General features: G+C 36.9%; 25 protein-coding genes. 16 read left to right on the top strand and 9 right to left on the bottom strand.

The genetic code is table 11. The annotated features are described in order from the left end of the window. Positions 1 to 3 precede the first annotated feature (3 nt). Complete coding sequence (locus PN497_RS13395; RefSeq protein WP_096567799.1) at positions 4 to 804, top strand: tetratricopeptide repeat protein; 801 nt, start codon at positions 4 to 6, stop codon at positions 802 to 804. Positions 805 to 868: 64 nt separating this feature from the next. On the opposite strand, the gene PN497_RS13390 is transcribed toward PN497_RS13395, so the two are convergent. Further along, positions 869 to 1369, bottom strand: coding sequence for a dihydrofolate reductase (locus PN497_RS13390; protein ID WP_096567800.1), 501 nt, complete (start codon positions 1367 to 1369; stop codon positions 869 to 871). Between the two features lie 190 nt (positions 1370 to 1559). Between PN497_RS13390 and PN497_RS13385 the strand changes: the two genes are divergently transcribed. The 3 genes from PN497_RS13385 to PN497_RS13375 all read left to right on the top strand — a co-directional run bounded on the left by PN497_RS13385 (position 1560) and on the right by PN497_RS13375 (position 5400). Continuing rightward, positions 1560 to 2831: a glycosyltransferase gene (locus PN497_RS13385; protein WP_096567802.1), complete on the top strand. Its 1272-nt coding sequence runs from the start codon at positions 1560 to 1562 to the stop codon at positions 2829 to 2831. A gap of 56 nt (positions 2832 to 2887) precedes the next feature. Continuing rightward, the gene (locus PN497_RS13380) at positions 2888 to 4213 is read left to right on the top strand and encodes a condensation domain-containing protein (protein WP_096567804.1); all 1326 of its coding nucleotides are present in this window, start codon (positions 2888 to 2890) and stop codon (positions 4211 to 4213) included. 89 nt (positions 4214 to 4302) lie between these two features. Then, positions 4303 to 5400, top strand: coding sequence for a glycosyltransferase family 4 protein (locus PN497_RS13375; protein ID WP_096567806.1), 1098 nt, complete (start codon positions 4303 to 4305; stop codon positions 5398 to 5400). A gap of 53 nt (positions 5401 to 5453) precedes the next feature. Here PN497_RS13375 and PN497_RS13370 read toward each other — a convergent pair whose 3' ends face one another. Further along, complete coding sequence (locus PN497_RS13370) at positions 5454 to 6251, bottom strand: TIGR01548 family HAD-type hydrolase (protein WP_096572664.1); 798 nt, start codon at positions 6249 to 6251, stop codon at positions 5454 to 5456. 379 nt (positions 6252 to 6630) lie between these two features. Between PN497_RS13370 and PN497_RS13365 the strand changes: the two genes are divergently transcribed. Beyond that, positions 6631 to 7218 (top strand): hypothetical protein, encoded by a 588-nt coding sequence (locus tag PN497_RS13365; RefSeq protein ID WP_272110384.1) that lies wholly within the window; start codon positions 6631 to 6633, stop codon positions 7216 to 7218. Between the two features lie 269 nt (positions 7219 to 7487). On the opposite strand, the gene PN497_RS13360 is transcribed toward PN497_RS13365, so the two are convergent. After that, on the bottom strand, positions 7488 to 8300 hold the full coding sequence (locus PN497_RS13360; protein ID WP_096567808.1) for a hypothetical protein: 813 nt from the start codon (positions 8298 to 8300) through the stop codon (positions 7488 to 7490). Between the two features lie 453 nt (positions 8301 to 8753). Here PN497_RS13360 and murG point away from each other — a divergent pair, with 453 nt between their 5' ends. Next, positions 8754 to 9830 carry an undecaprenyldiphospho-muramoylpentapeptide beta-N-acetylglucosaminyltransferase gene (gene murG / locus PN497_RS13355; RefSeq protein ID WP_096567810.1) on the top strand — a complete coding sequence of 359 codons (1077 nt, stop codon included), beginning with the start codon at positions 8754 to 8756 and terminating at the stop codon, positions 9828 to 9830. Between the two features lie 184 nt (positions 9831 to 10014). Here murG and PN497_RS13350 read toward each other — a convergent pair whose 3' ends face one another. Then, positions 10015 to 10845 carry a squalene/phytoene synthase family protein gene (locus PN497_RS13350; RefSeq protein WP_096572666.1) on the bottom strand — a complete coding sequence of 277 codons (831 nt, stop codon included), beginning with the start codon at positions 10843 to 10845 and terminating at the stop codon, positions 10015 to 10017. A gap of 481 nt (positions 10846 to 11326) precedes the next feature. On the opposite strand from PN497_RS13350, the gene modA reads away from it, so the two are divergent. Continuing rightward, positions 11327 to 12073 (top strand): molybdate ABC transporter substrate-binding protein, encoded by a 747-nt coding sequence (gene modA, locus PN497_RS13345; RefSeq protein WP_409349330.1) that lies wholly within the window; start codon positions 11327 to 11329, stop codon positions 12071 to 12073. Positions 12074 to 12319: 246 nt separating this feature from the next. Here the strand turns inward: modA and PN497_RS13340 are convergent, their stop codons facing one another. Beyond that, positions 12320 to 12781, bottom strand: a complete 462-nt coding sequence (locus PN497_RS13340) for a phosphate-starvation-inducible PsiE family protein (protein WP_096567814.1) — start codon at positions 12779 to 12781, stop codon at positions 12320 to 12322. A 217-nt stretch (positions 12782 to 12998) separates the two neighbouring features. On the opposite strand from PN497_RS13340, the gene PN497_RS13335 reads away from it, so the two are divergent. The 3 genes from PN497_RS13335 (at position 12999) to PN497_RS13325 (ending at position 14951) form a co-directional block, all read left to right on the top strand. Next, positions 12999 to 13175 (top strand): DUF2283 domain-containing protein, encoded by a 177-nt coding sequence (locus PN497_RS13335; RefSeq protein ID WP_096567816.1) that lies wholly within the window; start codon positions 12999 to 13001, stop codon positions 13173 to 13175. A gap of 35 nt (positions 13176 to 13210) precedes the next feature. Continuing rightward, the gene (locus PN497_RS13330; RefSeq protein ID WP_096567818.1) at positions 13211 to 14644 is read left to right on the top strand and encodes a protein kinase domain-containing protein; all 1434 of its coding nucleotides are present in this window, start codon (positions 13211 to 13213) and stop codon (positions 14642 to 14644) included. Between the two features lie 106 nt (positions 14645 to 14750). Continuing rightward, positions 14751 to 14951 carry a hypothetical protein gene (locus PN497_RS13325; protein WP_272110379.1) on the top strand — a complete coding sequence of 67 codons (201 nt, stop codon included), beginning with the start codon at positions 14751 to 14753 and terminating at the stop codon, positions 14949 to 14951. Positions 14952 to 15154: 203 nt separating this feature from the next. Here the strand turns inward: PN497_RS13325 and PN497_RS13320 are convergent, their stop codons facing one another. The 4 genes from PN497_RS13320 to PN497_RS13305 form a co-directional block, all read right to left on the bottom strand. Continuing rightward, the gene (locus tag PN497_RS13320) at positions 15155 to 15679 is read right to left on the bottom strand and encodes a GNAT family N-acetyltransferase (protein ID WP_096567820.1); all 525 of its coding nucleotides are present in this window, start codon (positions 15677 to 15679) and stop codon (positions 15155 to 15157) included. A gap of 200 nt (positions 15680 to 15879) precedes the next feature. Then, positions 15880 to 16293, bottom strand: coding sequence for a chorismate mutase (gene aroH / locus PN497_RS13315; protein WP_096567822.1), 414 nt, complete (start codon positions 16291 to 16293; stop codon positions 15880 to 15882). A 94-nt stretch (positions 16294 to 16387) separates the two neighbouring features. Continuing rightward, positions 16388 to 17209: a signal peptide peptidase SppA gene (sppA, locus tag PN497_RS13310; RefSeq protein WP_096567824.1), complete on the bottom strand. Its 822-nt coding sequence runs from the start codon at positions 17207 to 17209 to the stop codon at positions 16388 to 16390. 516 nt (positions 17210 to 17725) lie between these two features. Beyond that, complete coding sequence (locus PN497_RS13305) at positions 17726 to 18022, bottom strand: hypothetical protein (RefSeq protein ID WP_096567826.1); 297 nt, start codon at positions 18020 to 18022, stop codon at positions 17726 to 17728. Positions 18023 to 18486: 464 nt separating this feature from the next. On the opposite strand from PN497_RS13305, the gene PN497_RS13300 reads away from it, so the two are divergent. From PN497_RS13300 to PN497_RS13275, 6 genes are all read left to right on the top strand, one after another. Next, on the top strand, positions 18487 to 19284 hold the full coding sequence (locus PN497_RS13300; RefSeq protein WP_096567828.1) for an MlaE family lipid ABC transporter permease subunit: 798 nt from the start codon (positions 18487 to 18489) through the stop codon (positions 19282 to 19284). A gap of 137 nt (positions 19285 to 19421) precedes the next feature. Continuing rightward, positions 19422 to 19808 (top strand): DUF3119 family protein, encoded by a 387-nt coding sequence (locus tag PN497_RS13295; RefSeq protein WP_096567830.1) that lies wholly within the window; start codon positions 19422 to 19424, stop codon positions 19806 to 19808. 139 nt (positions 19809 to 19947) lie between these two features. Continuing rightward, complete coding sequence (locus tag PN497_RS13290; protein WP_096567832.1) at positions 19948 to 21270, top strand: DUF3086 domain-containing protein; 1323 nt, start codon at positions 19948 to 19950, stop codon at positions 21268 to 21270. Between the two features lie 308 nt (positions 21271 to 21578). Further along, positions 21579 to 22259 (top strand): glycerol-3-phosphate 1-O-acyltransferase PlsY, encoded by a 681-nt coding sequence (plsY, locus tag PN497_RS13285; protein WP_096567835.1) that lies wholly within the window; start codon positions 21579 to 21581, stop codon positions 22257 to 22259. A gap of 633 nt (positions 22260 to 22892) precedes the next feature. Then, a complete protein-coding gene (locus PN497_RS13280; RefSeq protein ID WP_096567837.1) occupies positions 22893 to 23081 on the top strand; it encodes a hypothetical protein in 189 nt (62 codons plus the stop codon). After that, a complete protein-coding gene (locus PN497_RS13275; RefSeq protein ID WP_096567839.1) occupies positions 23078 to 25147 on the top strand; it encodes an AAA family ATPase in 2070 nt (689 codons plus the stop codon). Before PN497_RS13280 ends, PN497_RS13275 begins: the two co-directional genes overlap by 4 nt. The last annotated feature ends 128 nt before the right edge of the window (positions 25148 to 25275 follow it).

The following is a 25275-nucleotide window of genomic DNA, read 5'->3' as shown; positions in this document are numbered from 1 at the left end:
CAAATGATTAAATTAATCTGTATTTTCCTGAGTTTATTACTGACCTTTGGTTTTTGTACACCAGCGATCGCACAAACCCAAACCATTACCGCAGAAGAGCTACAATTAGGGGATGAGTTAGCAAATAAAGCCTTTGCAGCTACAAATCAAGGTGATTTTACAACAGCGGAAAAATATTGGACAGAAATTCTGGAAAAATTCCCTACTAATCCTGCAATATGGAGTAATCGCGGTAATTCGCGGGTAAGTCAGAATAAATTACAGGCTGCACTAGAAGATTATAACAAAGCCATTGAATTAGCACCTAATGTAACTGATCCTTATTTAAATCGCGGTGCAGCATTGGAAGGTTTGGGAAGATGGGAAGAGGCGATCGCTGATTATAATCATGTTTTGGAATTAGATCCAAACGATGCAATGGCCTATAATAATCGTGGTAATGCCACAGCAGGTTTAGGGAAATGGGAAGAGGCGATCGCCGACTATCAAAAAGCTACAGAAATAGCTCCCAATTTTGCTTTTGCTCGTGCTAATTATGCCCTAGCTTTGTATGAAACAGGTGAAATAAATACAGCTATCCGAGAAATGCGGAATATAGTCCGTAAATATCCTAAATTTGCAGATATGCGTGCTGCTTTAACCGCTGCTTATTGGGTAGGTGGTAACAAAGGAGAAGCTGAAAGTAATTGGGTAGCAGCTTATGGACTAGATACACGGTATAAAGATATTAATTGGGTAACAAATATTCGCCGTTGGCCTCCTAGTTTGATAGCAGCATTAGGTAAATTTTTGAAATTACAGTAGTACAGTAATGATGATGGCGATCGCTGGGAAAAAAAAGAGCGATCGCCCCAAAAATTACCTAAAATTAACATCTTTCAATTTCCACAAATTTAAACCTAAAACCATTTTCCTGTAATTTTTCTTCTTTGGTTAATTTGCCAAAGTTGCTAAATTCAGGAAAATATATATCACCCGCAAAACTCCCTTCCACAATTGTCAAATATAGCTTATTAGCAAATTCCATAGCCTGAGTATAAATTTGTTCTCCACCAGCAATAAATATCTCTTCTGTTTCACTCATTTTTGTCCATTGAATTGCCTCAGACAGTGAATGAAAAACAAGACAGCCAGGAGCTTGATAATCAATATTTCTAGTCACAATAATATTAGTACGATTTGGCAATGGATGATTAAAAGTAGCATAGGTTTTACGACCCATAATTACAGGATGTCGCCAGGTAATTTCTTTAAAATAACGTACATCACTGGGAATATTCCAAGGAATACCCCCACGAATGTGTTCTTTTTTGGAATCAGCTAAAATACGATCTTCGGAAATAGCAGCTATGAGACTAATAAGAGGCATAATTCATAAATATCCTTATTCTTGAACAGACAATAATTATTTTTAATATAGTGATGTTGTTGCTCACTAAACATAAGTTTTATAAAGTTTTCAAATTAGTAACAGGATTTTTTATAGAAAATAGCTATATTTTTGACTTGTGGTGCTGTTTTCTGGTATAAAACATTGTAATTTACCAAAAAACTATAACATGACTCATTACGGCTTAATTTGCCCAGCATCCACTGGTCATTGGAACACCATGTTACCATTAGGCAAAGAATTACAACAACGTGGCCACCGTGTTACCCTGATAGGTGTTCCTGATGCACAACCCAAAGCACAAGCAGCAGGGTTAGAATTTCAAGTCATGGGTGAAACAGAATGTCCCCCAGGTTCAACAGCAGAAGCTTTGGCTAAATTAGGTGAATTAAGTGGACAGGAAGCACTAAAATACACAATCAAACTCTTTAAAGAACAAATCAACATCAAACTCAGAGACATCCCCAAAATTGTCAAAGATGCAGGTATAGAAGCACTACTAATAGATCAGACTTTTGCAGAAGGTGGTACTATTGCCGAAATTTGTCGGATGCCTTTTATTACTATTTGTAGTGCAGTAGTTTTAAATCGAGAACCCAGCGTTCCCCCATTTATAACAAATTGGAATTATAACCCAACATGGTGGGGAATACTGCGTAATAAATTAGGTTATAAATTATTAAATAAAGCAACTCAACCGATTACAGAATTAATAGATAGCTATCGTCAAGAAAACAATTTACCTGCATACTCTCAAGTTAATAATCGTTATTCTCCATTAGCACAAATAAGTCAACAACCAGAAGAATTAGAATTTCCCCGCAAAGATTTACCCCAGTGGTTTCACTTCACAGGACCCTATCATAATTCTACAGGTCGGGAAATTCCTGATTTTCCCTTTGATAAATTAACCGGACAACCTTTAATTTATGCCTCACTGGGAACTCTGCAAAATCGCCTATTACCAGTTTTTAAAACTATTGCCGAAGCTTGCAAAGATTTAGATGCCCAATTAGTAATTTCCTTGGGTGGTTCGGCTGATCCTCAAGTTTTACAAGGACTACCAGGAAATCCCTTAGTAGTGCGTTATGCACCACAGTTACAACTATTAGAAAAAGCCAATCTCACCATTACCCATGCAGGACTAAATACTACATTGGAATGTTTAACAAATGGTGTACCAATGGTAGCAATTCCCATTGCTAATGATCAACCAGGAGTAGCTTCCCGGATAGTTTGGTCAGGATGTGGGGAAGCTGTTCCTGTGAACAAAGTGAATGTGAATAATTTGCGGAAAGCGATTACAAAAGTCCTCACGGAAGAATCTTATAAAAAGAATGCTTTGAGGTTGCAAGCAGCGATTCAGAAAGCAGGTGGAGTGAAGCGAGCAGTTGATATTGTAGAACAGGCTATTTCTACTGGTAAGCCTGTTTTGAAGTAGAAAATTTAATTGATCATAGTGCTTGTTGAACAACAAAAAATCAACTCCAAGAATTTATGAAATCAATCACTAGAAAACTGGGTTTAGTTGAAAAATGGATGGAACTAAGCCACGAGTTAGGGGGTGGAATAATTGTAAATATCGCAGAAATAGAAGGAAAGTTAAAACCTGAAATTGTTCAACAAGCACTTAAATTAGTTCAACAACGTCATGCCATGCTGCAAGTTTATATTGTAGAAACTGAAAATGGGATGTATTTCCAATCTGAGGGGATAACAGAAATTCCCTTACAAGTTATCTATCAACAATATGAAAACGAAGCATTAAAAATAGCAGAAAAAGAACTACATACAAAATTTCCTCCAGGTAAAACTCCTCTTTGTCGTCTCACTCTGTTGTATTTTCCAGAAAATCAAACTACCTGTCAAATGATTATCACATTCCATCATGGAATTGTTGATGGTCTATCTTGTATGCAGTTTATTAATGATTTACTGCTTTATTCTCAAAAAATTGCAGATGGTGAAAATATACCACAGATAGAATCATTGGAATTAATGCCAGCTATAGAAAACCTAGTTAATTATGACCTCATTCAAGAAACAGAAATTACAAAAACTTCAGTGAATGAACAAATAAACCTCAAACCACAATTAATTATTGAAGGTAAAGCATCTGCAAATGAACGGTTTAGTAAAATCTTGCCACGAAACCTGAGTCAAGATATAACTAAGATGCTAATTAGTAAATGTAAACAAGAGGAAACCACTGTTCATGGTGCTATTTGTGCAGCCATGTTATTTGCTTTTACAAACTTATTAAGTCCCAATGAACAGATAAATTTAGCTTACGGGTTGCCTGTAAATTTAAGAAAATATTGTCAACCTGAGATTAATCATCAAAATTTAGGTTGTTTTATTTCTGTCTTAGGATTTAATCAATTAGTTGATAAAAATACATCTTTTTGGGATTTAGCCAGAAAATGTAAATCAAAAATACATAATTCTTTGATTAGTGGTATACCATTAAATTTGCTAAAACAAAACAGATTTCGCAGTTTGGATAGGGAATTGATGGGTCAATCTGTCATTAGCAAAGAGGAACAAATGGGAAGAAACAATGCTTTTTCCATTTCCAATAGAGGTAAATTCCAAGTTGGATATAAACAAGACAAAATAAAAATCAAAGACTTATATTTTGCTACAGGTCAACATCTTGGTGGTGATTGTTTTTGGTTGGGAGTTGTCACATTAAATGATCAGATATTTTTCAGCTTTGTTTATGTAGATCCTGTTATCAGTGATCAGACAGCAAATAAATTTGCCGATGATGTTATTCATATCCTGCATAATTCATGTACCAATAATTTTCTACTTAATTAAATGTCGCCAATTCCAAATTCTAAATTACATTTTTGGTTGCACTTTATAATATTATATTATTAACATCTTTTTGGGAAAAATCAAACAATATGGACTGGGACAATAACTCAATAGTAATTTATTCCAATTTTCCCTTTCATCTAGAAGATTGGTCTCCTATTTCAATTAATAAAGGTATAGGAGGAAGTGAAGAAGCGATAATTTATTTAAGTCAAGAATTAATAAAATTAGGTTATCAAGTCACAGTCTTTAACAGATGCGGTGACATGGAAGGAGAATATAACGGAGTAGTTTATCAATCTGTTGATAAATTCAACCCAGAAGATAATTTTAATGTCTTCATTTGTCATCGTGCTTGGACTCAACCAATGCAAATGAAAATTAAGGCTAAAAAAACTGCCGTATGGATGCACGATAACCCGAAATTATTTCCTGAGATTGAAGAATCGCAACGTGCAGCATTTCTCGAAAGTTTTGATAAGCTGTTTATGCTATCCAACTTTCATAAAGCAATGTTACCAGATTGGATACCAGAAGATAAAATATTTTTCACAACCAATGGTATTAATTTAGAGGATTTCAATTTAACAGAAATTACAAGAAATCCTAAAAGATTAATTTCAATTAGTGATTATACAAGAGGAATTGAACATCTACTTACTCAATGGGATAAAGTATTAAAAGAAGTTCCTGACGCAGAACTTCATCTTTTCTATGGTTGGCAAGGAGTGGATGCACTAATTAATTCACCCTATATTCAGAGATTTCCTCAATTACTAGATAAAAAGAAAAAAATAATGGAATTATTCAACCAGAAAAACGTTTATGAACATGACAGAATTGGACATCAACAACTAATCAAGGAATTATTTCAATCGGGTATTTGGGTTTATCCTTGTCATACACCAGAAACCTTTTGTATAAGTGCTTGGAAAGCGCAAGCTGCTGGTTGTGTTCCTGTGGTGACAACTTTTGCAGGTTTAAATGAAACTGTGAAATCAGGAATTAGAATACCTGGACCTGCGGGAAATGAGGAAACTAACAATACTTTTGTAGAAGCAGTAATAGACTTATTAAAAAATCCCGAAAAACAGGAAACTCTCAGACAGGAAGCGTTATCTTTGAAAGATTCCTTTGGTTGGGATAAAGTCGCTAAACAATGGCATGAGGAATTTATTTTAGCTTAAATACATTAGGTGCGTTAGCATAGCTTCTCGCACCTGAAAAACCCTATTTCACACTACTTTGTAAATATTTCCCACCCCCAAATTTCCTCCGGTGTCAATTCCTGCACATTACTAAATACTACCTTTGCACCTGCTTTCATCAGCGTCTCAGTATAAGCGTCCCTACGTTCTACCGTTCCCTGGACATGAGGTGGTAAAACTCCCACACCCACCCATGTGCGGGAATTATCTAAACTTCTAGCTTTTGTCACAGTGTGCATATCTGCAACTGTATCACCCACATAAATCACAGTTTGCTTTTTCTCAGCACCATTTTCTAATAAATTTATCGTTGCAAACAGTCCCGTCGGATCAGGTTTACCAGGTGCATCTTCCATCGCAATTAAAACCGGAGATGTTAAACCCAAACGTCTTTCTAAAATATAGTTAGCAGAACCGCGAGTAGCACCGCTAAAAAATCCCCAATCAATACCAGCTTGTGTTAGTGCTTCTAAATAACTAGCTTGTAACAATAAAGGTTCATCACAAATATAACCATTCCAATTTTCTGGATCTGTTCCGCGATAACGAGATTGAAAATAGACAACTATATCTTCATAATTTAATGCTAATTCTTCTCTATTTTTTCCCTGACTCACAAAGTAACGGTAAATTAATTCTTGAGAACCTTCCCAATCATTATTCCAAATTCCCTCAGATTTGAGATTATCAATATCTACATCTGTGGGACGATAGACTTGATGAGTAAAATGCTCTACAGTATCTGCTAAAGCGCGACGATAAGAACCGCTAACATCACGAATTACACCATCAATATCGAAAACGATCATTATATTGGTTTGTTTAGTCATAGTCACAGGTAATAGCTGTTTTTTAGAGTTTATACCCAATTCACCATAGATTTTAATAGATTCAGAGGTATGAGACAAAAAAATTTTTGCCTTTGAAGTCCGTAACTGGAGAAGATATCAGTGGGGAGCATTGCTGTCTGTATCAGGACTTTCACCCACAAATTTCAGATTAGCTATAGGATGGTATGAGTGGGGATCACCAAGGTTTATCCTCCTGTAGCTAGAGAAAAGGTTAAAACTTTATGCCGTAAATTCCAGCAGTCTAAGTACAACGTACAACAAAATCTGTATTCTTGTCAGGACTAGACATAGGGGGTACAACCCCTGGTATCATCGTTAAACAGGAATAAAAATTACACAATTACGGAGGTGCATCTCTATGCTTAGAGGTAATACGAAAAAACAATTAACCTATTCTCCTCAAAGTCAATTAGCCTATTTTCATAGGAAAAAATTTAGCTATTACCCTCAAAAAAAAGTCAGCTATTACCCGGACAAAAAATACACCTATTACCATTTAATTGCTGTATTTATAACCGGGTTGATAGGAGGATTGACAATCAATAATCTTTATCACAATTATCATTACCAAAGTGTACTTGATTCACCATCTTTAGAGTCAGCAAAAGCAAAAAAACCAGCCGTTGTCAAAGTTACTGCTCACATTATCACAATAGACAAACAAACAGCCTTCAATTCTGTCTGGAATCTGCCACAAGTACAACGCAAAGCCAAAGAGATTGAAAGTCTTTCTAAAGGCAGTATTCGTTTGTCCGCACTTGTTGAAAGTTCTCCTACTACCGATAGACCTTTTTATATAGTGAGAGTGTTTGAAAATCATCCAGATAAAACTACCAGTCCGGTTTATTGGTTTAAAGTTTCCAGTTCTACTGGTGTCATCCAACCTTTAGATTTGGTGCAGAACGAATACATAGCTCTGGAAAAATGGAATCCTGATGGACGGTAATAGTTTAAGCTTGGTCATGTCTTAAATAACGAATCGGTAATCCTTTTGATTTTTCTCTAGTCTCTAGTACTTGCATTTTGTTTTTTTAACTACTTTAATCAAACAAATTTTGACCAGAAAAATATCTTATTAAATAGGATTTTGGACTTGTTGTTGACTTAAGTCAATGGAGAAAGGTGAAGGGCAAAATTGTCTTAACGAAGGCAGAAGGCAAGAAGCAGTATCTTATTCTCCCCAATCACCAATCACCTCTTCCCCAATCACCAATCCTATTTTTTCACAACTTTGAGACGCTGAGTAATCATTGTCATGCCATCATTACGCAGGATGACCGCAGAAATCCATTGTTGTCCAGGGGTAGATGGTGCAGTTCCGGTTTTAAATAGTCCTCCAGCAGAGAGTAATTCTAAATTTACTGGTGTGGGGTTGAGATATTTGCTGGGTTGGATGGTTTCTTCCATAGCACTTCCCAATAGGAAATCATTACCTAATGGTTCTTGGACAATAGCATCAAAGCTATATTTCTGACCAACTTTTACCTGTTGTGGTAATTTAATTTCTACTTGGGGTGGTTTGTTGCCGGAGGTAAGCTGGGAGCGTTCGGATAAAATCTCTTGGTGCAGGATTTCTGTACCTGCAATGCGCTGACGGGATGTAATGGTAGCATTGAGAGCTAGATTATTACGGTTAGAAGATGGTAAACCTGTGATTGTGGTGACTGTTTCTGCAATGATGGTTTTGCCTTCTGATTTCCAAGATTTTAGTCTAGTGCTGTATCGTAGTTGAGGATATCGCTGCCAGAAAGATTTTAAAGCTTGTTCCATTGTTTGGCGGTTTAATCCATCGCCATGAGTGAATTTGGGGCTGTAAAATTGCATTACGCCTTTAATATCACCCCGACTAGAGGCTGTGTCAATTTGTGTGAGGAGGTTTTTTAGTGCTGGGGGTGCATTTTCCGGTTGAGCAGCTTGAGCAATTTGCCCATTACTAGTTAAATTCAGTGTCAGTAGGCAGGACAACAGGGAAATACTGCCAGTTAATGTTTTGTTGTGGTTCATTAATAAAGCAATAATATTAGTCATTGATTATAGTTTACTGATTTACTCACAGAAGGTCAGGAATTTACAGCAGGAGTCAGGAGTCTTAGGGGCGAAGTAGGGGCGAAGCATTCAGGCGATAAATTATCAATTTTATGAAAAGGTTATCTTCCGAATGCTTCGCCCTTACAGGAGTCAGGAGTCAGGAGTAAAACTCTATTTATGTCTAGGTTGCAACTGAGATTCTGTACCTCATGGAGATGTAATCTGCTGTATTTATCAACAACCGCATAAAGTAAAATGTTTGGCGCTACCTTGATTGTAATGGATATGTTAAAAGGAAGGCGGTTTCATTGTTAAATGGTTGTCAGTAGTGGTGACAGCTATCACTATGCTAACTAATCAAGGTTTTTGCAGTTTTGTTAATTCGGATGACTTCGAGTAAATTAATTGCATAACCATGATATATTTCGATGGTTTTAGGAAATATAGGTTTCAATGCCAAACGCACGGTTAAAATTACTCATAGCTGCTAGTGGGACTGGTGGACATTTGTTTCCGGCGATCGCATTAGCTGATAAATTACAAGAATATGAAATTGAATGGCTTGGTGTCCCCAATAGACTGGAAACTCAGCTTGTACCTAGCCAATATCCTTTGCATACCATTGCTGTGGAAGGGTTTCAACAAGGTTTAAGTCTTGCCTCTGTGGGTATCCTGTTTAAACTCATTGGTGGAATTTTGCAGGTGAGACGCATTCTTAAACAAGGAAATTTCCACGGATTATTTACTACTGGCGGTTATATTGCTGGTCCTGCGGTGATTGCGGCTCGTTCTTTGGGTTTACCTGTGGTTTTTCATGAATCTAATGCTTTACCTGGTAAGGTGACACGATTTTTTGGACCTTGGTGCAGTGCGGTGGCTGTGGGTTTTGATGTGGCTGCTAAGTATTCGCCTGGTGTTAAAACTGTCTGTGTGGGTACTCCTGTGCGATCGCAATTTTTGGCTCAGGAAATTGCAGAAAATTTAGATTTACCTATCCCTGATGGTGCGCCTTTAATTGTGGTTTTTGGCGGTAGTCAAGGTGCGGTAGCGGTGAATCAGTTGGTGCGCCAGTCTGCTCCGGCTTGGTTTGATGCTGGTGCTTATATTGTACATTTAACAGGCGATCGCGATCCAGAGGCGGATAGTTTACAACATCCCCAGTATATATCATTACCCTTTTACGATAATATGGCGGCTTTGTTACGACGGGCTAATTTAGCTATTAGTCGTTCTGGTGCGGGGAGTTTAACCGAGTTGGCGGTGTGTGGTACACCAGCAATTTTAATTCCTTATCCTTTTGCAGCGGAAGATCATCAGTCTTTTAATGCAGCGGTGTTTACTGAAGTTGGTGCGGCGTTGAGTTTTCAGCAGTCTGAGTTGACACCAGAAATTTTGCAAAAGCAGGTTTTAGATTTGTTGCAATCTCCAGCAGATTTAGCCAAGATGGGAGAGAAAGCAAAAGCGATCGCAACTCCCGATAGTGCTGATAAGTTGGCTGCTTTGGTGCGGGAAGTGTTATTTAATAATTGACAATTGAGAATTGTCAATTATCAATTGATGAAAAGTTGATTAAATTTAACGGGAGCATCCCAAATGTGTAAGTTTATTTTTTTTGATTGAACCGCAAAGGACACAAAGTACACAAAGGTAAGAGGGTTTCAGAGAGTTTTTGGTGTAGCGGCGGTTATTTTTTCAAAATTGGGATGCTGCCAATTTAACCAGCTATGACATTGACATCAATGAAATTTTCAATCAAAGCATAAACATCACTACGGCTGAGTTTTTCTTTACCATTGGCTAACGCCTCCAGTGTACCGTGAGCTAAAGCCAAAGGAATTTGACAGAACTGCAAAGCAGGTCCTGGCGGGAGAGAGTTAGTATAACTATCAGCTAAGGACAGATTACGACGAGCATATTTTTGTAGATGTTCGTGATGCCAACCTTCTGGGAAAAAGTCTACACCACGGGTTAAATCTTCAGCATTATTACGTAAAATATTTACAGCTTGTAAACCTCTACCAAAAGCGATCGCCTGAGTACGGTTAGTTTCTGTGCCATCGTACCATGACCATAAATCTGAGAGTAACAAGCCCACCGCACCTGCCACCCCAAATGTGTAACGATCTAAATCAGATTCAGTTTCAATTTTCCAATTTCTTTCTGCCCAATAAGCCATCCTATCAGCCATTGCTGCTGTTGCATCCCAAATGCGAGGGGCAATACTTTCAGGTGCTAGTATTGACCATTCTCTCACCCGTAGACTCACTTCTGCTAAGGAATTTTCGTAACCTTTGAATCCTACAGCAAAAGCATCTACCGCAAAACCATCAACCCCAGTTTGCAATGTTTGGCTAATGTTGCGTAACAGATGCGCTTTGGTAGCATTATCTAATTCTGGATGATCTTCAATTTCATCAATGGCACGCATACACAAATATGCTGAGGCCACAGCTTCTTGCAATCCTGACGGTAAAATACTGATGGGTATATAAAAAGTTCTACTGGTTTCTTTGAGGATTTGCAAGGCATCTTGGCGTAAATCCATTATTTCACTCCTCTGTTGATTTTCACACCATACCGGAATTTTAGATTTTTTGATGATACTGGATTTAGTTTCTACTCCCAAATCTAAAAAACTATCTCGTATTTCATCGAAAAATTAGTAGTTTATGGTATCGCAATTAACAAAAATCTCAAATCTATGAAATTCTAGTCTAGTATATAGGGTTTTGGGAATAAACACCTGATGTTTTTCTGGGTAATTTATGTTTATTTCAGTAATAAAAATTACTGGATTTTATAATTAATATTTAAGTCAGCAATCAAAAACCATACAAATCGTATTTAAACATACATTTTTCCTCACTGGAGATATGTCAATATCTACCAACTTAGATGGTAAAAATTTGGTAGCATTGCCAATACTCCACGGAGTGTCAATTATTATGAAAGAAAATTTCTCAAAAACACTTTTTTCCGTGAAAAGAAGACGATTAATGATACTAATTGCTATAGCATTAACCACAATGCTGATAGCAATTGGTATACCAACCCTTACTTCCGCCCCTGTAGTAGCACAGTCTAATACCAACTTACTGGTATCTGCCGCTGCAAGTTTACAAGAGGCTCTAGAAGAAATTAAGCCCCTATACCAACAAACCAACCCCAACATCAACATTACTTACAACTTTGGTAGCTCTGGTGCTTTACAGCAACAAATAGAACAAGGTGCGCCAGTGGATGTTTTTATATCTGCGGCAAAAAGACAGGTAGATGCTTTAGAACAAAAAAATCTTTTACTTCCTGGTAGTCGTACCATCATTGCTAAAAATCGCCTAGTTTTAGTTGTACCAGGTAATATTTCTGGTATTAGTAGTTTTTACAATCTCAAAGATACAAGAGTCAAAAAAGTAGCTATTGGTGAACCTAGAAGCGTACCCGCAGGGCAATATGCACAACAAGTATTACAGAAATTGAAAATTTGGGATCATATCAAATCAAAACTGGTTTTTGCTAACAATGTGCGTCAAGTTTTATCATTTGTAGAAAGTGGCAATGCTGATGCGGGTTTAGTGTATTCTACTGATGCCAAAATTTCTAATAAAGTCAAAGTTGTCGTTGCGGCTGACGAAAAATATCATTCTCCAATTATTTATCCCTTAGCCATACTCAAACGCAGTAAAAACGTTGATACAGCTAAGAATTTTTCTCAGTTTTTAGCTAGTGATAAAGCTAAAGCTGTATTTAGAAAGTATGGGTTTATTCTGCCTTAATTATTGTTGTAAGCATTCAGCTATCAGCAGTCAGCTAAAACTCCTTTTCAGGCTAATTTTTCAGTATTTTGAGGGGGCTTATAAATCCCAGATAATAGCTGATTACTGAGGGCTGAATACTTACCTATCGCTGAAATTAAATTCCTGTATTTCTCAATCAAATCTTGTGGGGTGGGCATCTTGCCCGCCCTAATTATTTAAAGTAAATGACATCCTTGATCTTCACTTTTAAAGTCAATAAAATCCTTAATCTTCACTCATTTTTTCACTAATGTTGACGTTTCCAAATAACTTATTTATCCAAGGACTAGCAATAAAAATTCCTGCTAGTACCAACAAAAATACAGAAATTCCAAAAATTTGGTCACGGGGAATTTCTAACACACCACGTAAAATAATTTCTCTTAACGCAGAAACAATAGTAATTTCTACGGCAGCACCTACAGAAATACTATGTTCTTGCAAATAATCAACCAAAAGCCTAAATAATTCCACAAGTATCAAGATAAACAAAATATCAGATGTTACTTCCCGCAAATCTAATGGATGCAAAAAGGAGATAAACATATCTCCTAATCTGATGAGCATCACACAAAATAAACCTACGCAAAGAGAAATAACAATAACATCTTGAAAAAGTTCTAAATTACGGACAATTCTATCTCTCTTAAACCAACTATTTACTTCTACAAGTATGCGTTTTGGCATAGTCGCTACAGTATATTTATTTTTATGGGTGGTAAAAAGTAATCTTAAATTAAAATCCAAATTTACAATGTTTATCGAGAGCATTAATAAACTTTTATGAATTATTTCCGCCCAACTCAATAAGCAGAAACTAACAGAAAATAGCTACTAAAGAGATTAATGATAGCTTAGAAGCTTCTTACAGAACTAGCAAAATTGAGAAATACTGGAGCGAATCATGAAAATTACTTATGACTCAGAAGTTGACGTTTTAAGGATTATCTTTAGTAATGCAGAAATTGAAGAAAGTGATGAAGAAAAACCAGGAATCATTTTAGACTATGACGAAGTTGGAAATATTATAGGAATTGAAATAATAGTTTACACATCAGATAGGATTGCTATATGCTTATAATTGGTAAGTATCAAAAACCTATCCTGTAGCAGTGCATGAGCTACTGTATCAATCCTAGCTGTCCCAAACCACAAAACCCCAAACAACCCTTATTTTGTCAAGCTTGTGGTTCTGAGTTACTTTTAGAGGGGTGTTATCGAGTCATTCGTCCTTTGGGTGGTGGTGGTTTCGGTAAAACCTATGAAGTGGAAGACTCTGGTGCAAAGAAAGTTCTCAAGGTTCTGTTTAATACAGTTCCTAAAGCGGTGGAACTATTTCAGCAAGAAGCGGAAGTGTTAAAACGACTCAACCATCCCGGTATTCCTAAAGTTGAATCAGATGGTTACTTTATTTATTTTCCTAGAGATGCTAAAGAACCCCTGCATTGTTTGGTGATGGAAAAAATTGAGGGAATGAACTTAGAACAATACATGATTCAACGTAACCATCAACCCATCGGTGAACGTGCTGCTGTAAGATGGTTGAAACAGATAGTTGAAATTTTACAACAAGTCCATCAACAAAATTATTTTCATCGAGATATTAAGCCACCTAATATTATGTTACGCCCCAATGGGCAGTTAGTATTAATTGATTTTGGGACAGCACGGGAAGTTACACAAACTTTCATGCAGAAAGTCGCAGGACAGCAAGTTACAGGAATTATTTCCGCAGGTTATACACCATTGGAACAAGTAAATGGTAAAGCTGTACCGCAGTCAGATTTTTTTGCTTTGGGGCGAACTTTTGTTTATTTGTTAACTGGTAAATCTCCTGATAATTTTCATGAAGATGCACGAAATGGAAAGCTAATTTGGCAAGATGATGTCACAGGTATTTCCCAAAAGTTGTTATATTTAATTGATTATTTAATATCTCCGTTTCCAGGAAATCGTCCGCAAGATACACAGGAGATTTTGCAAAAATTATCCGATTTTGACACTTCTTCACCGGCATTTCAAACCTCTAATTCTTCTAGTCAATCTTCTAATTCTGTTGCTAATGTTCAAACCGTAGCATCTACATCTGGAGCAGTTAATCAAGTAGCAACTTCTTATACATATCCATTTTGGAGGCGCATTATATCTTCTGTCATTGATTTAGTAATTTCTATTTTGATTGGTTTTATTCTATACCAAGTAGCATATATTATAGGTCACACCTGTGGATACTATGATATTTGTTTAAAACTTGCAGCAACTATATTTTTGGGTGGTTCTATCATCTTTAATTGGCTTTATTTTGTATTATTTGAAAGTTCTGGTAAACAATCAACTTTTGGAAAAAGAATATTTCAAATAGTTGTTACTAATACAAAGGGTAGTCAGATTTCTTTTTGGCGTGCTACTTGGAGATTTATAGTTAAACTCTTGTTGACTTTATTTACTTTTGGTTTACTAGATTTAATTTTTGTCCTCTTTCATGAAAAGCATCGTTCTTTACATGATATCTTAGCTGGTACTATGGTGATTAAAAAACCATCTCCATAATTACACATCATTTATTTTCGTTGCGTTACACTGTCACTAACACACCATACTAAAATATAACTACAAACCACTTTATTTGTGTAAAATATAAAAGGAGGTAATGATTATGCCAAATCTGACATTAATCGATCAACAGGTAATTGAATTAGTTAAACAGCTACCCCCAGAAAGTAAACGGGTAGTATTGTTAGAACTAGCTAAGGATAGTGAAAATAAGCGTGAGTTGCGGATGGAGTATGCTGAAAACCAACTCCGTAACTTATGTACTGAACGAGGTTTAAATTGGGATAAGCTGTTGTGCATTTAATTTGTATAAGTGGAACAGGCATCTTGCCTGTTACACAAGAGTTCAGAATATTAGGATTATACAATTTAGCTGTGTAACAGCTTACTATGTCAGAAGATGAACGTGAATCATTTATAGATGATTTGGTGCATGAGGATAGACAATGCGCCCAATAGTTGTATTTGATAAAAACATTCTCTGAATTATTGGTTATTTCCTATCTCTTAAATATCATAACCCATAATATAATCATCCATGACAAAACCACCACCAAAATCTATTACCTTACTCTCAATAATCTTAAAGCCAAATCGAGTATAAGCTGTAATTCCTTTTACATTACTTTTATTAACATTGAGTATGATTTTCTGCAAATTCATTTCTTTCGCTTTTTGACAAACATGAGATAACATCATTTTTCCATAACCAAACCCATGCAGCGCAGGTAATAAATAACATTTATGTAATTTCAAACAATTAATATGATTAAGATTATCTTTTACTTCCGCACCATAAGATAAATAACCAACTATTTGATTATCTTTAACGACTTTATCGTAAAATATTCCTAGCTGATAAATTTCTTTTTCAATTATTTCAAGAGCATACATTTTATCTAACATATACTCTATTTGTTCAATACTGATAACTCCAGGATAGTGACTACACCAAATTTCTCGACTAACTTTGATCAGTTCCTCAAAATCAGTATCTAATAACTTTTCAATTTTGATTGTTAAATTATTCATATATGGCAAGTTACAGGAAACAGGTGACAGGTGACAGTGTGAAAAGTCTTTGGGTGTGTAGGTTTGATCATCAAGTTATGTCCTAAGCGACTTGTCTGTTGTGATATCAAGTGAGTTTTACTCCTGACTCCTAACTCCTTGATCTCCTGACTCCTGACTCCTTGATCTCCTGACTCCTGACTCCTAAATTCTGCTATATTTTAAACTTTAGTTTCTAGCGGGTGCTGAGAAGTTTGTAAAGTTTGCGGTAAACCCCAATCTGGACGCAATTTAGCCGCTTGACGCAAATAAATGTGGTGAACGGGGGCGGAAGTTGGCAAATAGGCGTGAATTAAAAAGCGGATGCAACGCTGTAAACTGCCTTCGACGTGCATTTGTTGGACATCCAACATAGCTACACTATCCCATAAAGGACGACGGCGGGCGATCGCTGCTGGAAAAATAGCATCTAAGTCACGGGTGACAGAAAAAGTAACACTTAAAATTTCTGTTGGTTCTAGTTTATTCCGTCGTTCCAGTTCATTAATTAATTCTGTCACCGCTTCTGTAATTGCTTCTACGCTATTTTCGGCAACGGTTGTTGCACCACGAATTGCCCGCATTTGCCATTCCACTTCCAAAGTCCTCCTGAATTAGTCATGAGTTATTAGTCACTAGTCATTAGTCATCAGTACACAGACTGGTAACTAGTGACTATTGACAATTAATCTACGGTCTATATAACCACAAGGGTAAACCACTTGTAGACATTTCAAATTCCAGCCAATCAATTCCAGCCGCAATTTGTGATTTCGACTGACTACTACCTGGTAGAACTCGACTCAATAATGGTTTACGTTCTTCTAGCGTATAACAAGGAGTTTTTTCTGGATCAAGTCCGACTAATTCCGCTGTCCAGCGTCGTGCATCTTCTTCTGTTCCCAAACGGTCTACAACCCCTAATTCTAAGGCTTGTTCTCCGGTGAAAATGCGCCCATCAGCGAAATTTTTAACTGTTTCTACCTCCAAGGAACGAGCCTGTGCTACTGTCTCTACAAACTGCTGATAGCTGACATCTATCAATTCTTGCAGGATGTTTTCTTCTGGTTCTGTCAGTTCCCTGTCAAAAGATAATATATCTTTATAAGGTCCAGACTTGATCACCTTAAAGGAAACACCTACTTTTTCTAACAGACGTTCTAAGTTGTTTCCCCGTAAAATCACGCCGATACTACCTGTAATTGTGCCTGGGTTAGCCATAATGTGTTCCGCTCCCATGCCAATATAAACGCCTCCAGAAGCCGATATATTGCCAAAACTCGCTACGATTTTGGTTTTTTTGCTCAATCGCTTCAAGGCGCTGTATATTTCTTGGGAATCTCCTACAGTACCCCCAGGGCTATCAATACGCAGCAGTAAAGCGGGAAATTTTTTCTCTTCTACTGTTTTTAGGGCTTCTAACACTCGTTTGCGGGTAGCACTGGCGATCGCACCAGTTATTTCAATCCGAGCAATTTGTTTACGAAACTTGGGTTTAAACGGCCAGATCATGAGTAATCTAATCAGTTAATAGATTTAATATAAATTGTCCAGCGGTCAGATGACCTCTTCGACTCTTTTCAGAAGATTAAACCAGCAAGTATGAAGCTATTTAAATTTTAAGGAAATTTTTAGATTTGGTTTATAGTGTTGTTTGCTATATTTCTTAATAAAGGAATATTTCTTTAAATGTTCCATTCTCAACCAAACTCTGTACTGGTTTGTTGCGTGATTGTCAAAAATCACCATTTCCAAAACACAATCTAAGTTGGTAACAGTACAGCAATTATACAGTTGCTCATACATCTATATTTTTTTACAGCACAATTTAACAGCATAATGCAGAGTTATTAGTCACAAGCGACTAATGACTAAAAAAGCTTACTTACAAAAAATCACAGCAATAACTGAGCTATGCCAAAAAATAGTTAAAGTCAGGGATAGCAGCAGATTTGTTTATAAGAAAGTTAATTTAGTTGTTAATTGTCATTAAATCAAAGAGAGACGTTATCTAACTTTCTGAGTTACTTAGGAATCAATACGCAGTATTTGATACCGATAATAAGCATAGATATCAAAAAGCCCACCCACAAAACCGAAAGTAAGACTGATAACAAATAAGCCATTGATAGGACTACCAGTACCAAAAGTAGCCAGAAAATGCAAAATCTGAGCGGGTACTTCTTCAGTTAGTCCTTGCAAACCGGGGACAAAGCCAAAAAGGCATAAACAGATTAATATACCGCCCACCAAGAATATCGGAGCAATAAAACTGAAAACAGTAGTAAGCAAGAAAGATCGGAGAAAGTTGGTAAAAAGATTCATAATCAGGCAATCTCCAAGAGTAAGGTGAATGATAGCCAAGAAGCAGTACGTTAATTTCTACAATACGTGCTATCGCTCCTGAAAAGTTAATTTGTCAAAAATCTTAAGTTTTCATTAAAAGAAAAGTTAATATAACCCTCAAGTGATGAGGCTATGTTGATGGCTTCCAAAGGGGAAAATACCTGATATATCAAGATTTTTGGCGTTTAACAACGTCGTAATATATTTAATCAAGCAAAAGAAGCAGCTTAATTTTCTGAGAGAATCTTTAAACTAAGTTAATGTTTGGGGATTGGGGATTGGGAAGAAAATTTTAGATTTTAGATTTTAGATTTTAGATTGGAGTTCATGAAATACAATCCAAAATCCAAAATTATATCACCAATTACCTATTCCCTATTCCCTCACAAAAAACCAATAACTTTCGCTATTCTTAAAGCATTCACTGAGTTAGATAGAAAACATTGAGCCAGACTATATCCAAATCCGGTTTAGGTGCATGGACCAAGCGATTACTAGCAGCGATTTTTTTAGGTGGACAAGTGATAGTTCACCTGATGAAAGGCAAAATCCATCGCCGTAATACCTTAGAACAACTAGCCGCCGTCGGTCCAGATTCCCTGTTTATCGCCTTATTGACGGCCGTTTTTGTAGGTGCAGTATTTACAATACAGGTAGCACGGGAGTTTATCAACTTTGGCGCAGGAAACTTAGTTGGGGGAGTATTAGCAGTAGCCTTAACCAGAGAACTGACACCAGTGCTAACAGCAGTGATTTTAGCTGGGCGAGTTGGTTCTGCATTTGCCGCTGAAATTGGCACAATGCGGGTTACAGAACAAATAGATGCCCTGTTGATGTTAAAAACAGACCCCATTGATTATTTAGTTATTCCTCGTATCCTGGCTTGTTTATTAATGCTGCCTATCTTAACCTTGTTATCCTTAGTTACTGGCATGGGTGGGGGACTAATAGTTGCCATCAATATTTACAACCTCTCAGATACAGTATTTTTAGACTCAGCCCGTAACTTCTTGGATATTTGGGACATCGTTAGCGCCATGATTAAAGCAGGCTGCTTTGGCGTTTTAATTGCTATTATTGGTTGCAGTTGGGGTTTAACCACCACAGGAGGAGCGAAAGGTGTGGGACAATCAACCACAACTGCCGTTGTTACCGCCCTGCTGATTATTTTTATTAGCAACTTTTTTCTATCATGGTTAATGTTTCAAGGAACAGGTGGAGGATTCACTCCTGGACTGTGATTCGATTTTGGATTTTGGATTTTGGATTTTGGATTTTGAATTGTTCTTTCAGATCCAATCTAAAATCTAAAATCTAAAATCTAAAATTTTCTCCCCTGTTCCCTGTTCCCTGTTCCCTGTTCCCTCCAACTAAAATTATGACTACTTCATCAGTACCTAACGCCCTATCTACGGTGGAACTCAAGCCAAGTTACAATATCCCTATTGTGTTGGTGCTTGGTTCTATTCCCCTACTGCTGTTGCAACCTTGGGTTGGAGGAGCGATCGCACTGCTAGGATTATTTTTAATGTTGCAAGCTGTAACCTTGCGATTTCAATTTACTGCTACTGATTTTGATCTTTACCGGGGTGAAAAGTTAATTCGGCGTTTTCCTTACCGAGAATGGCAAAACTGGCGGATTTTTTGGGATAGAGTTCCCATTTTGTTTTACTTTAAAGAAATCAACAGCATTCACTTTTTACCGATTTTATTTGACCCCAAGACCTTAAAATCTTGCTTAGAAGAACGTTGTCCCAGAATATGAATAGTCAACGGTTGGTAGACTGATAACTGATAACTATAGCAGGAGTCAGGAGTCCGTAGGGGCAAACCCCCCGTGGTTGCCCGAAAAACGCCCGTACTACGGCTATAATTTAGTCGCGTTAATAATTACAATCCTATTTATGAACCCAGAGGAATCCCAAACTCCAAAACCGATAGATGACTGGTGGGAAGAAACGCCGCATGAAATTTCCACAGATGAAAAACAGGCGGAAATATCAGCAAATTTATCGGATGATTCACCATTAGAGACAGAAACATCAACTCCAGCACAACCATCAGCAAAGGAAGTTGATGTAGAGTCTGCAATGATGAACACAGAAACACAAACGTCAAAAACAGTAGAAACAGTAGAAACAGTAGAAAAAATAGATAATAAATTCCTGGAATCAGAATCAGAATTTAATTCACTATATGCAGTAGCAGCGCAACGAGTAGCTGAGTTACAGGAAACCGAATCCGCACTCAAAGCAGAAATATCTCAACTGCAAATTACTTACAAAACCCTTCAGGGACAGGTTAGCGAAACTCAAACAGCACTCTCGAAAATGGTGCAAGAGTCCCTTTCATTGTTAGAACAGCGTAAACAGGCATTGCAAATTTCTGTAGAACAACTGGAGCGACGACAAGAACGCATTAGAAATGAAATGCGAACGACTTTTGCAGGTACGTCTCAAGATTTGGCTATTCGGGTACAGGGTTTTAAAGATTATCTCACAGGTAGTTTACAAGATTTGGCAGCCGCAGCGGAACAATTGCAACTTGTGCCGGCTGTGAGGGAAAAAGAAAGAGAAAAACCAGCCATAAAAGAGGCGAAAAAAGAATCCAAACCTGTTGAAGAACAGTCTCAGACTTTGCAATTTGCCCAACAACAGTTTCAAGATACAACAAAACAAATTCGCCGTTTAATTGATCAATATCGCAACCAACCAGATTATTATGGTCCTGCATGGCAGTTAAGGCGCACTTTTGAACCTGTTCACGCTGAAAGAGTATCTAACTGGTTTTTTACCTTAGGAGGACGGGGTGCGCTGCGGACAATGGGTAGTCGTTTGCAGAATATTTTGATTGCTTCAGCGGCAATTTCGATTTTACATAAATTATATGGCGATTACGCGGAGCGTAGTGCCGGAGGCGATCGCCTACGTACTCTGATTTTAGCTAATAGTCCCGAACGTTTGGGCGAATGGCGACGGGGTTTACAAGATTGTTTAGGTATTGGTCGTCCTGATTTTGGACCAGACAGAGGTGTGGTATTATTTGAATCACCTAACGCTTTAGCCCAAAAAGCAGATAGATTAGTTAAATCTAATCAAATGCCGTTAATTATCATTGATGATTCTGAGGAGCAAATTAGTTTAGGCTTATTACAATTCCCTTTGTGGTTAGCTTTTGCACCAGATCCGAAAATGATGCGCGATCGAGATTTTGATGATGATTTTTAATTATAGGGAATGGACTGGTGATTGGTGATTGGTGACTGGGGAAAAAAATTTTAGATTTTAGATTTTAGATTTTAGATTGGAGTTAACAAAAACAATCCAAAATCCAAAATCCAAAATCCAAAATCCAAAATAAATAACTCCTGACTCCTGACTCCTGATAGCGACTTGTACTGAGCCTGTCCTGAGCCTGTCCTGAGCCTGTCCTGAGCGGTGTCGAAGGGCGGTGTCGAAGGGCGGTGTCGAAGGGCGCAGTCGAAGTAAGCGTGGCGTTAGCCATACTTCTGAACTTCTGAACTTCTAATAAAATTATGGCTATTTGGTTGACTTTGTGTGGGGTAGTGGTTTTATTAGCTTACCTTTTGGGTTCTTTTCCCACTGGATATCTTGCAGGTAAGTTATTAAAAGGTATTGATATTCGTGAAGTTGGTTCTGGTTCAACTGGTGCCACCAATGTTCTGAGAACTTTGGGTAAAGGTCCGGGGGCTTTTGTGTTATTTGTTGATTGTTTGAAGGGAGTATTAGCCATAAATCTGGTTTATGCTTTATTCAATTTTGCTCCTGGTTATAATGTCATACCTGCAAATTTAAATGTGCAATTATGGCAACCTTGGTTAGTAACTTTGGTTGGGTTAGGGGCAATTTTAGGACATAGTAAATCAATCTTTTTAGGTTTTACTGGTGGTAAGTCTGTGGCTACCAGTTTGGGTATTTTATTAGCCATGAATTGGCCGGTTGGTTTGGCTACCTTGGGGGTTTTTGGTGTAGTTATTGCTATATCTAAAATCGTTTCTTTAAGTTCTATTTCTGGTGCTGTTGCTGTTTCTATTTTGATGGTGGTTTTCCAGCAACCTTTAGCTTATGTTTTGTTTAGTATTGCTGGGGGTTTATATGTAATTATTCGTCATCGCAGTAATATTGAAAGGTTGCTGACAGGTACAGAACCCAAAATTGGACAGAAGGTAGAAACTGAATCTCAACAAACAGCGTAAATAAAGCCTGGTAATTAATTCCCAGTTTCATGGAATTTGGCTAAACAATGGCTAAACCTTTCAAGTGGACATATAAGGGTAAAGTTTTGGCTATCTAATACTTGGTTTATTTACGCCGTACTGTACTACCATCTTTTTGTGTGGGCATCGCATCTATAGCGTTTCCCAGTCTCATGAGGTACACCCTCATTTATTTACTGCTACCAATTCCCAATTCCCAATTCCCAATTCCCAAAGACAAAAAACTCTGTACCTCACTAACTTGGTAAATGCTATATCTATAGATTTCTTCATTTATTTTTCTTTCTTGGGGGGGCGAAAATTGATAGTTGAGGGGTTGACTCGGCGCTGGGGGCGCGGTACTATTCTAATATAATGGAGTGTTGCTGAAATTTTTAAAACAAGCAATATCCCATTATTAGAGCTTGTAAAGATAACTTTACCAGGAATAAATAAAAAAAGCAATCCCTTTCCAGCCGCCAAATCATAAGTTTTTACCTATTTTTGATGCAGTTTCATAATTAAAAATCTATATTAAATTAGAAATTATAAAGTTTTATAACTGATAACTGATTACTAAATGTTGACAAAGATGGTTAAAATAGATAGAAAAGTCTATTTTTACAACCCGTTATGTCTACAGAATCAAATATTGAAGATGTACAAGCACCAATTAATACTGCACCACCGGAAGTTAAACAGATAATTGAGAGAGTTTGTAGGTTAGAAAAATCAAGACTTGCGAGAAAAAGCAAAGGTGCAATTAATGATGATATTTTAGGAATAATCAAAGAAGCAGTGAAAGAAGTGGTGCAGGAATGAAACTAACCTCGATTAAACTTTGTAATTTTCGTTCTTTTTATGGACAGACTCCAGAAATTACCATTGCGACGGGAGATATTAAAAATACTACAATAATTCATGGGAATAATGGAGCAGGTAAAACCAGTTTATTAAATGCGTTTACCTGGGTGTTATATGAAAAATTTACTGCTGCGTTTGCTGCGACAGAACAGTTAGTAAATAAAAGAGCGATCGCAGAAGTAGAAAATGAACAACCTGTAGAATGTTGGGTAGAAGTTGGTTGGGAACATGAAGGAAACCGATACCGAGCAAAACGCACCTGTCGAGTTTATAAAAATGCTACCAACATGGAAGCAACAAAAACAAAATTAATTATTCAAACCGTAGGAGATGACGGTAAATGGTATTTTCCCATTGAACAAGCAGAAGAGATTATCAATAATATATTACCAGCAAGTTTACATCAATATTTCTTTTTTGATGGGGAACGCATAGAAGAAATTGTGAGGTCTGATAAAAAAGCAGAAATAGCAGAAGCAACAGAAACATTTTTAGGAGTGAAAGTAATTGACTTAGCAATTAGACATTTAAAAGAAGCAAAGAAAACCTTAGATAACGAACTTGCTGCTATTGGTGATGCAGAAACTAAACAATTATTAAAAGAGCAAAGTAAACTAGAACAAGAAATGGAAAGAATTAATAAAAGACAAACAGAAATTAAAAAAGAGTTAGAAAATCAACAGACATTTAAAAAAGATATCAGCAGTCGGTTGATAGAACTCAGTGCAGTGCGAGAATTACAAGAAAGACGAGAAAGTTTAGAAACTCAAAAACGTAGTAGTTATGAAGAACTGAAAAAAACTAAAGAAGCACTGAAAAAGATTATTTCCAAACAAGCATACACAGTATTATTAGGTCAAACAAATGCAAATTTTCGGGGAATTATCAGCGAATTAAAACAAAAAGGAGAATTAAAATCAGGAATTTCTAAAGAATTTGTCGCGGAATTAATTCAAACAGGAAGATGTATTTGTGGAGCAGAATTAAAAGAAGGAGGAAATGGACATTTTCACGTTAAATCACTTTTGAAAAAAACCGGATCTTCCTCTGTAGAAGAAACAGCAATTAGAATGGGAGCGCAAGTTGATGATATTGATAAACAAGCGGATATTTTTTGGGAGAATGTTAATAGAGAACAAGCAAGAATTAGTCAGATCAAAACATCACTTTCCCAAATAGAAGGTGAGTTAGATAATATTGAAGAAATCTTGAGAAAAGATCCCAATGAAGATATTAGCGGTTTACAAAAACGGTTAGATGGAATTGAAGGGAAAATTGATGAATTAAACCGAGAACAAGGTGCAAACCAACAGGAAATTTCTCACCTGAAAACAGAAGTTGATGTATTAGTCAAACAAATTGCTAAACAAAAACAAAATGAAGGAAGACAAATTTTAGCACAGCGTCGTATTATTGCAACTCAAGACGCAATTGAAAGATTAACAGAGGTGAAAAATAGACAGGAGAAACAATTTAGATTGCAGTTAGAAAAGCGAGTACAGGAAATATTTTCGGAAATTTCTGTCACTCCTTATATTCCTAAGATTACGGAAAAATATGAACTGACTTTAGTTGAGAATACCACAGGAATAGAAGCACTGGTAGCAGCATCTACGGGAGAAAATCAAATTCTTAGTTTATCATTTATTGCGAGTATTATTGATAAAGTGCGGGAATGGAGTGAAAAACGAAAAATCATGATGGTTCCTGATAGTAGCACTTTTCCTATTGTTATGGATTCACCTTTTGGAAGTTTAGACGCTAACTCTCGTCGTCACATTGCACAAACTATTCCTAAATTAGCAAATCAGTTAGTGGTTTTAGTGACGAAAACTCAATGGAGGGTGGAGGTTGAGGAGGAAATTTTAGAAAGAATTGGTAAGGAATATGTGTTAACTTATTATTCTTCTAAACCTGACTGTGAACAGGATTTTATGGAGGTGAATGGGGAGAAATATTATTTGATTCGTCAAAGTCCTAGTGGTTTTGAGTATACTGAAATTATGGAGGTGGAAAGGGGTTAATTGTTCTCACGCAGAGTCGCAGAGTCGCAGAGAGAAACAGAAAAATTTATCTGCGTTTATCTCTGTTCATCTGCGTTCTATTTTTTATCTCACGCAAAGACGCAAAGGGAAGAACGCAAAAGGAGAAA

This window comes from Sphaerospermopsis kisseleviana CS-549 (assembly GCF_028329225.1).
Taxonomy (GTDB): domain Bacteria; phylum Cyanobacteriota; class Cyanobacteriia; order Cyanobacteriales; family Nostocaceae; genus Sphaerospermopsis; species Sphaerospermopsis kisseleviana.
This window is presented reverse-complemented; position numbering and strand designations above follow the sequence as displayed.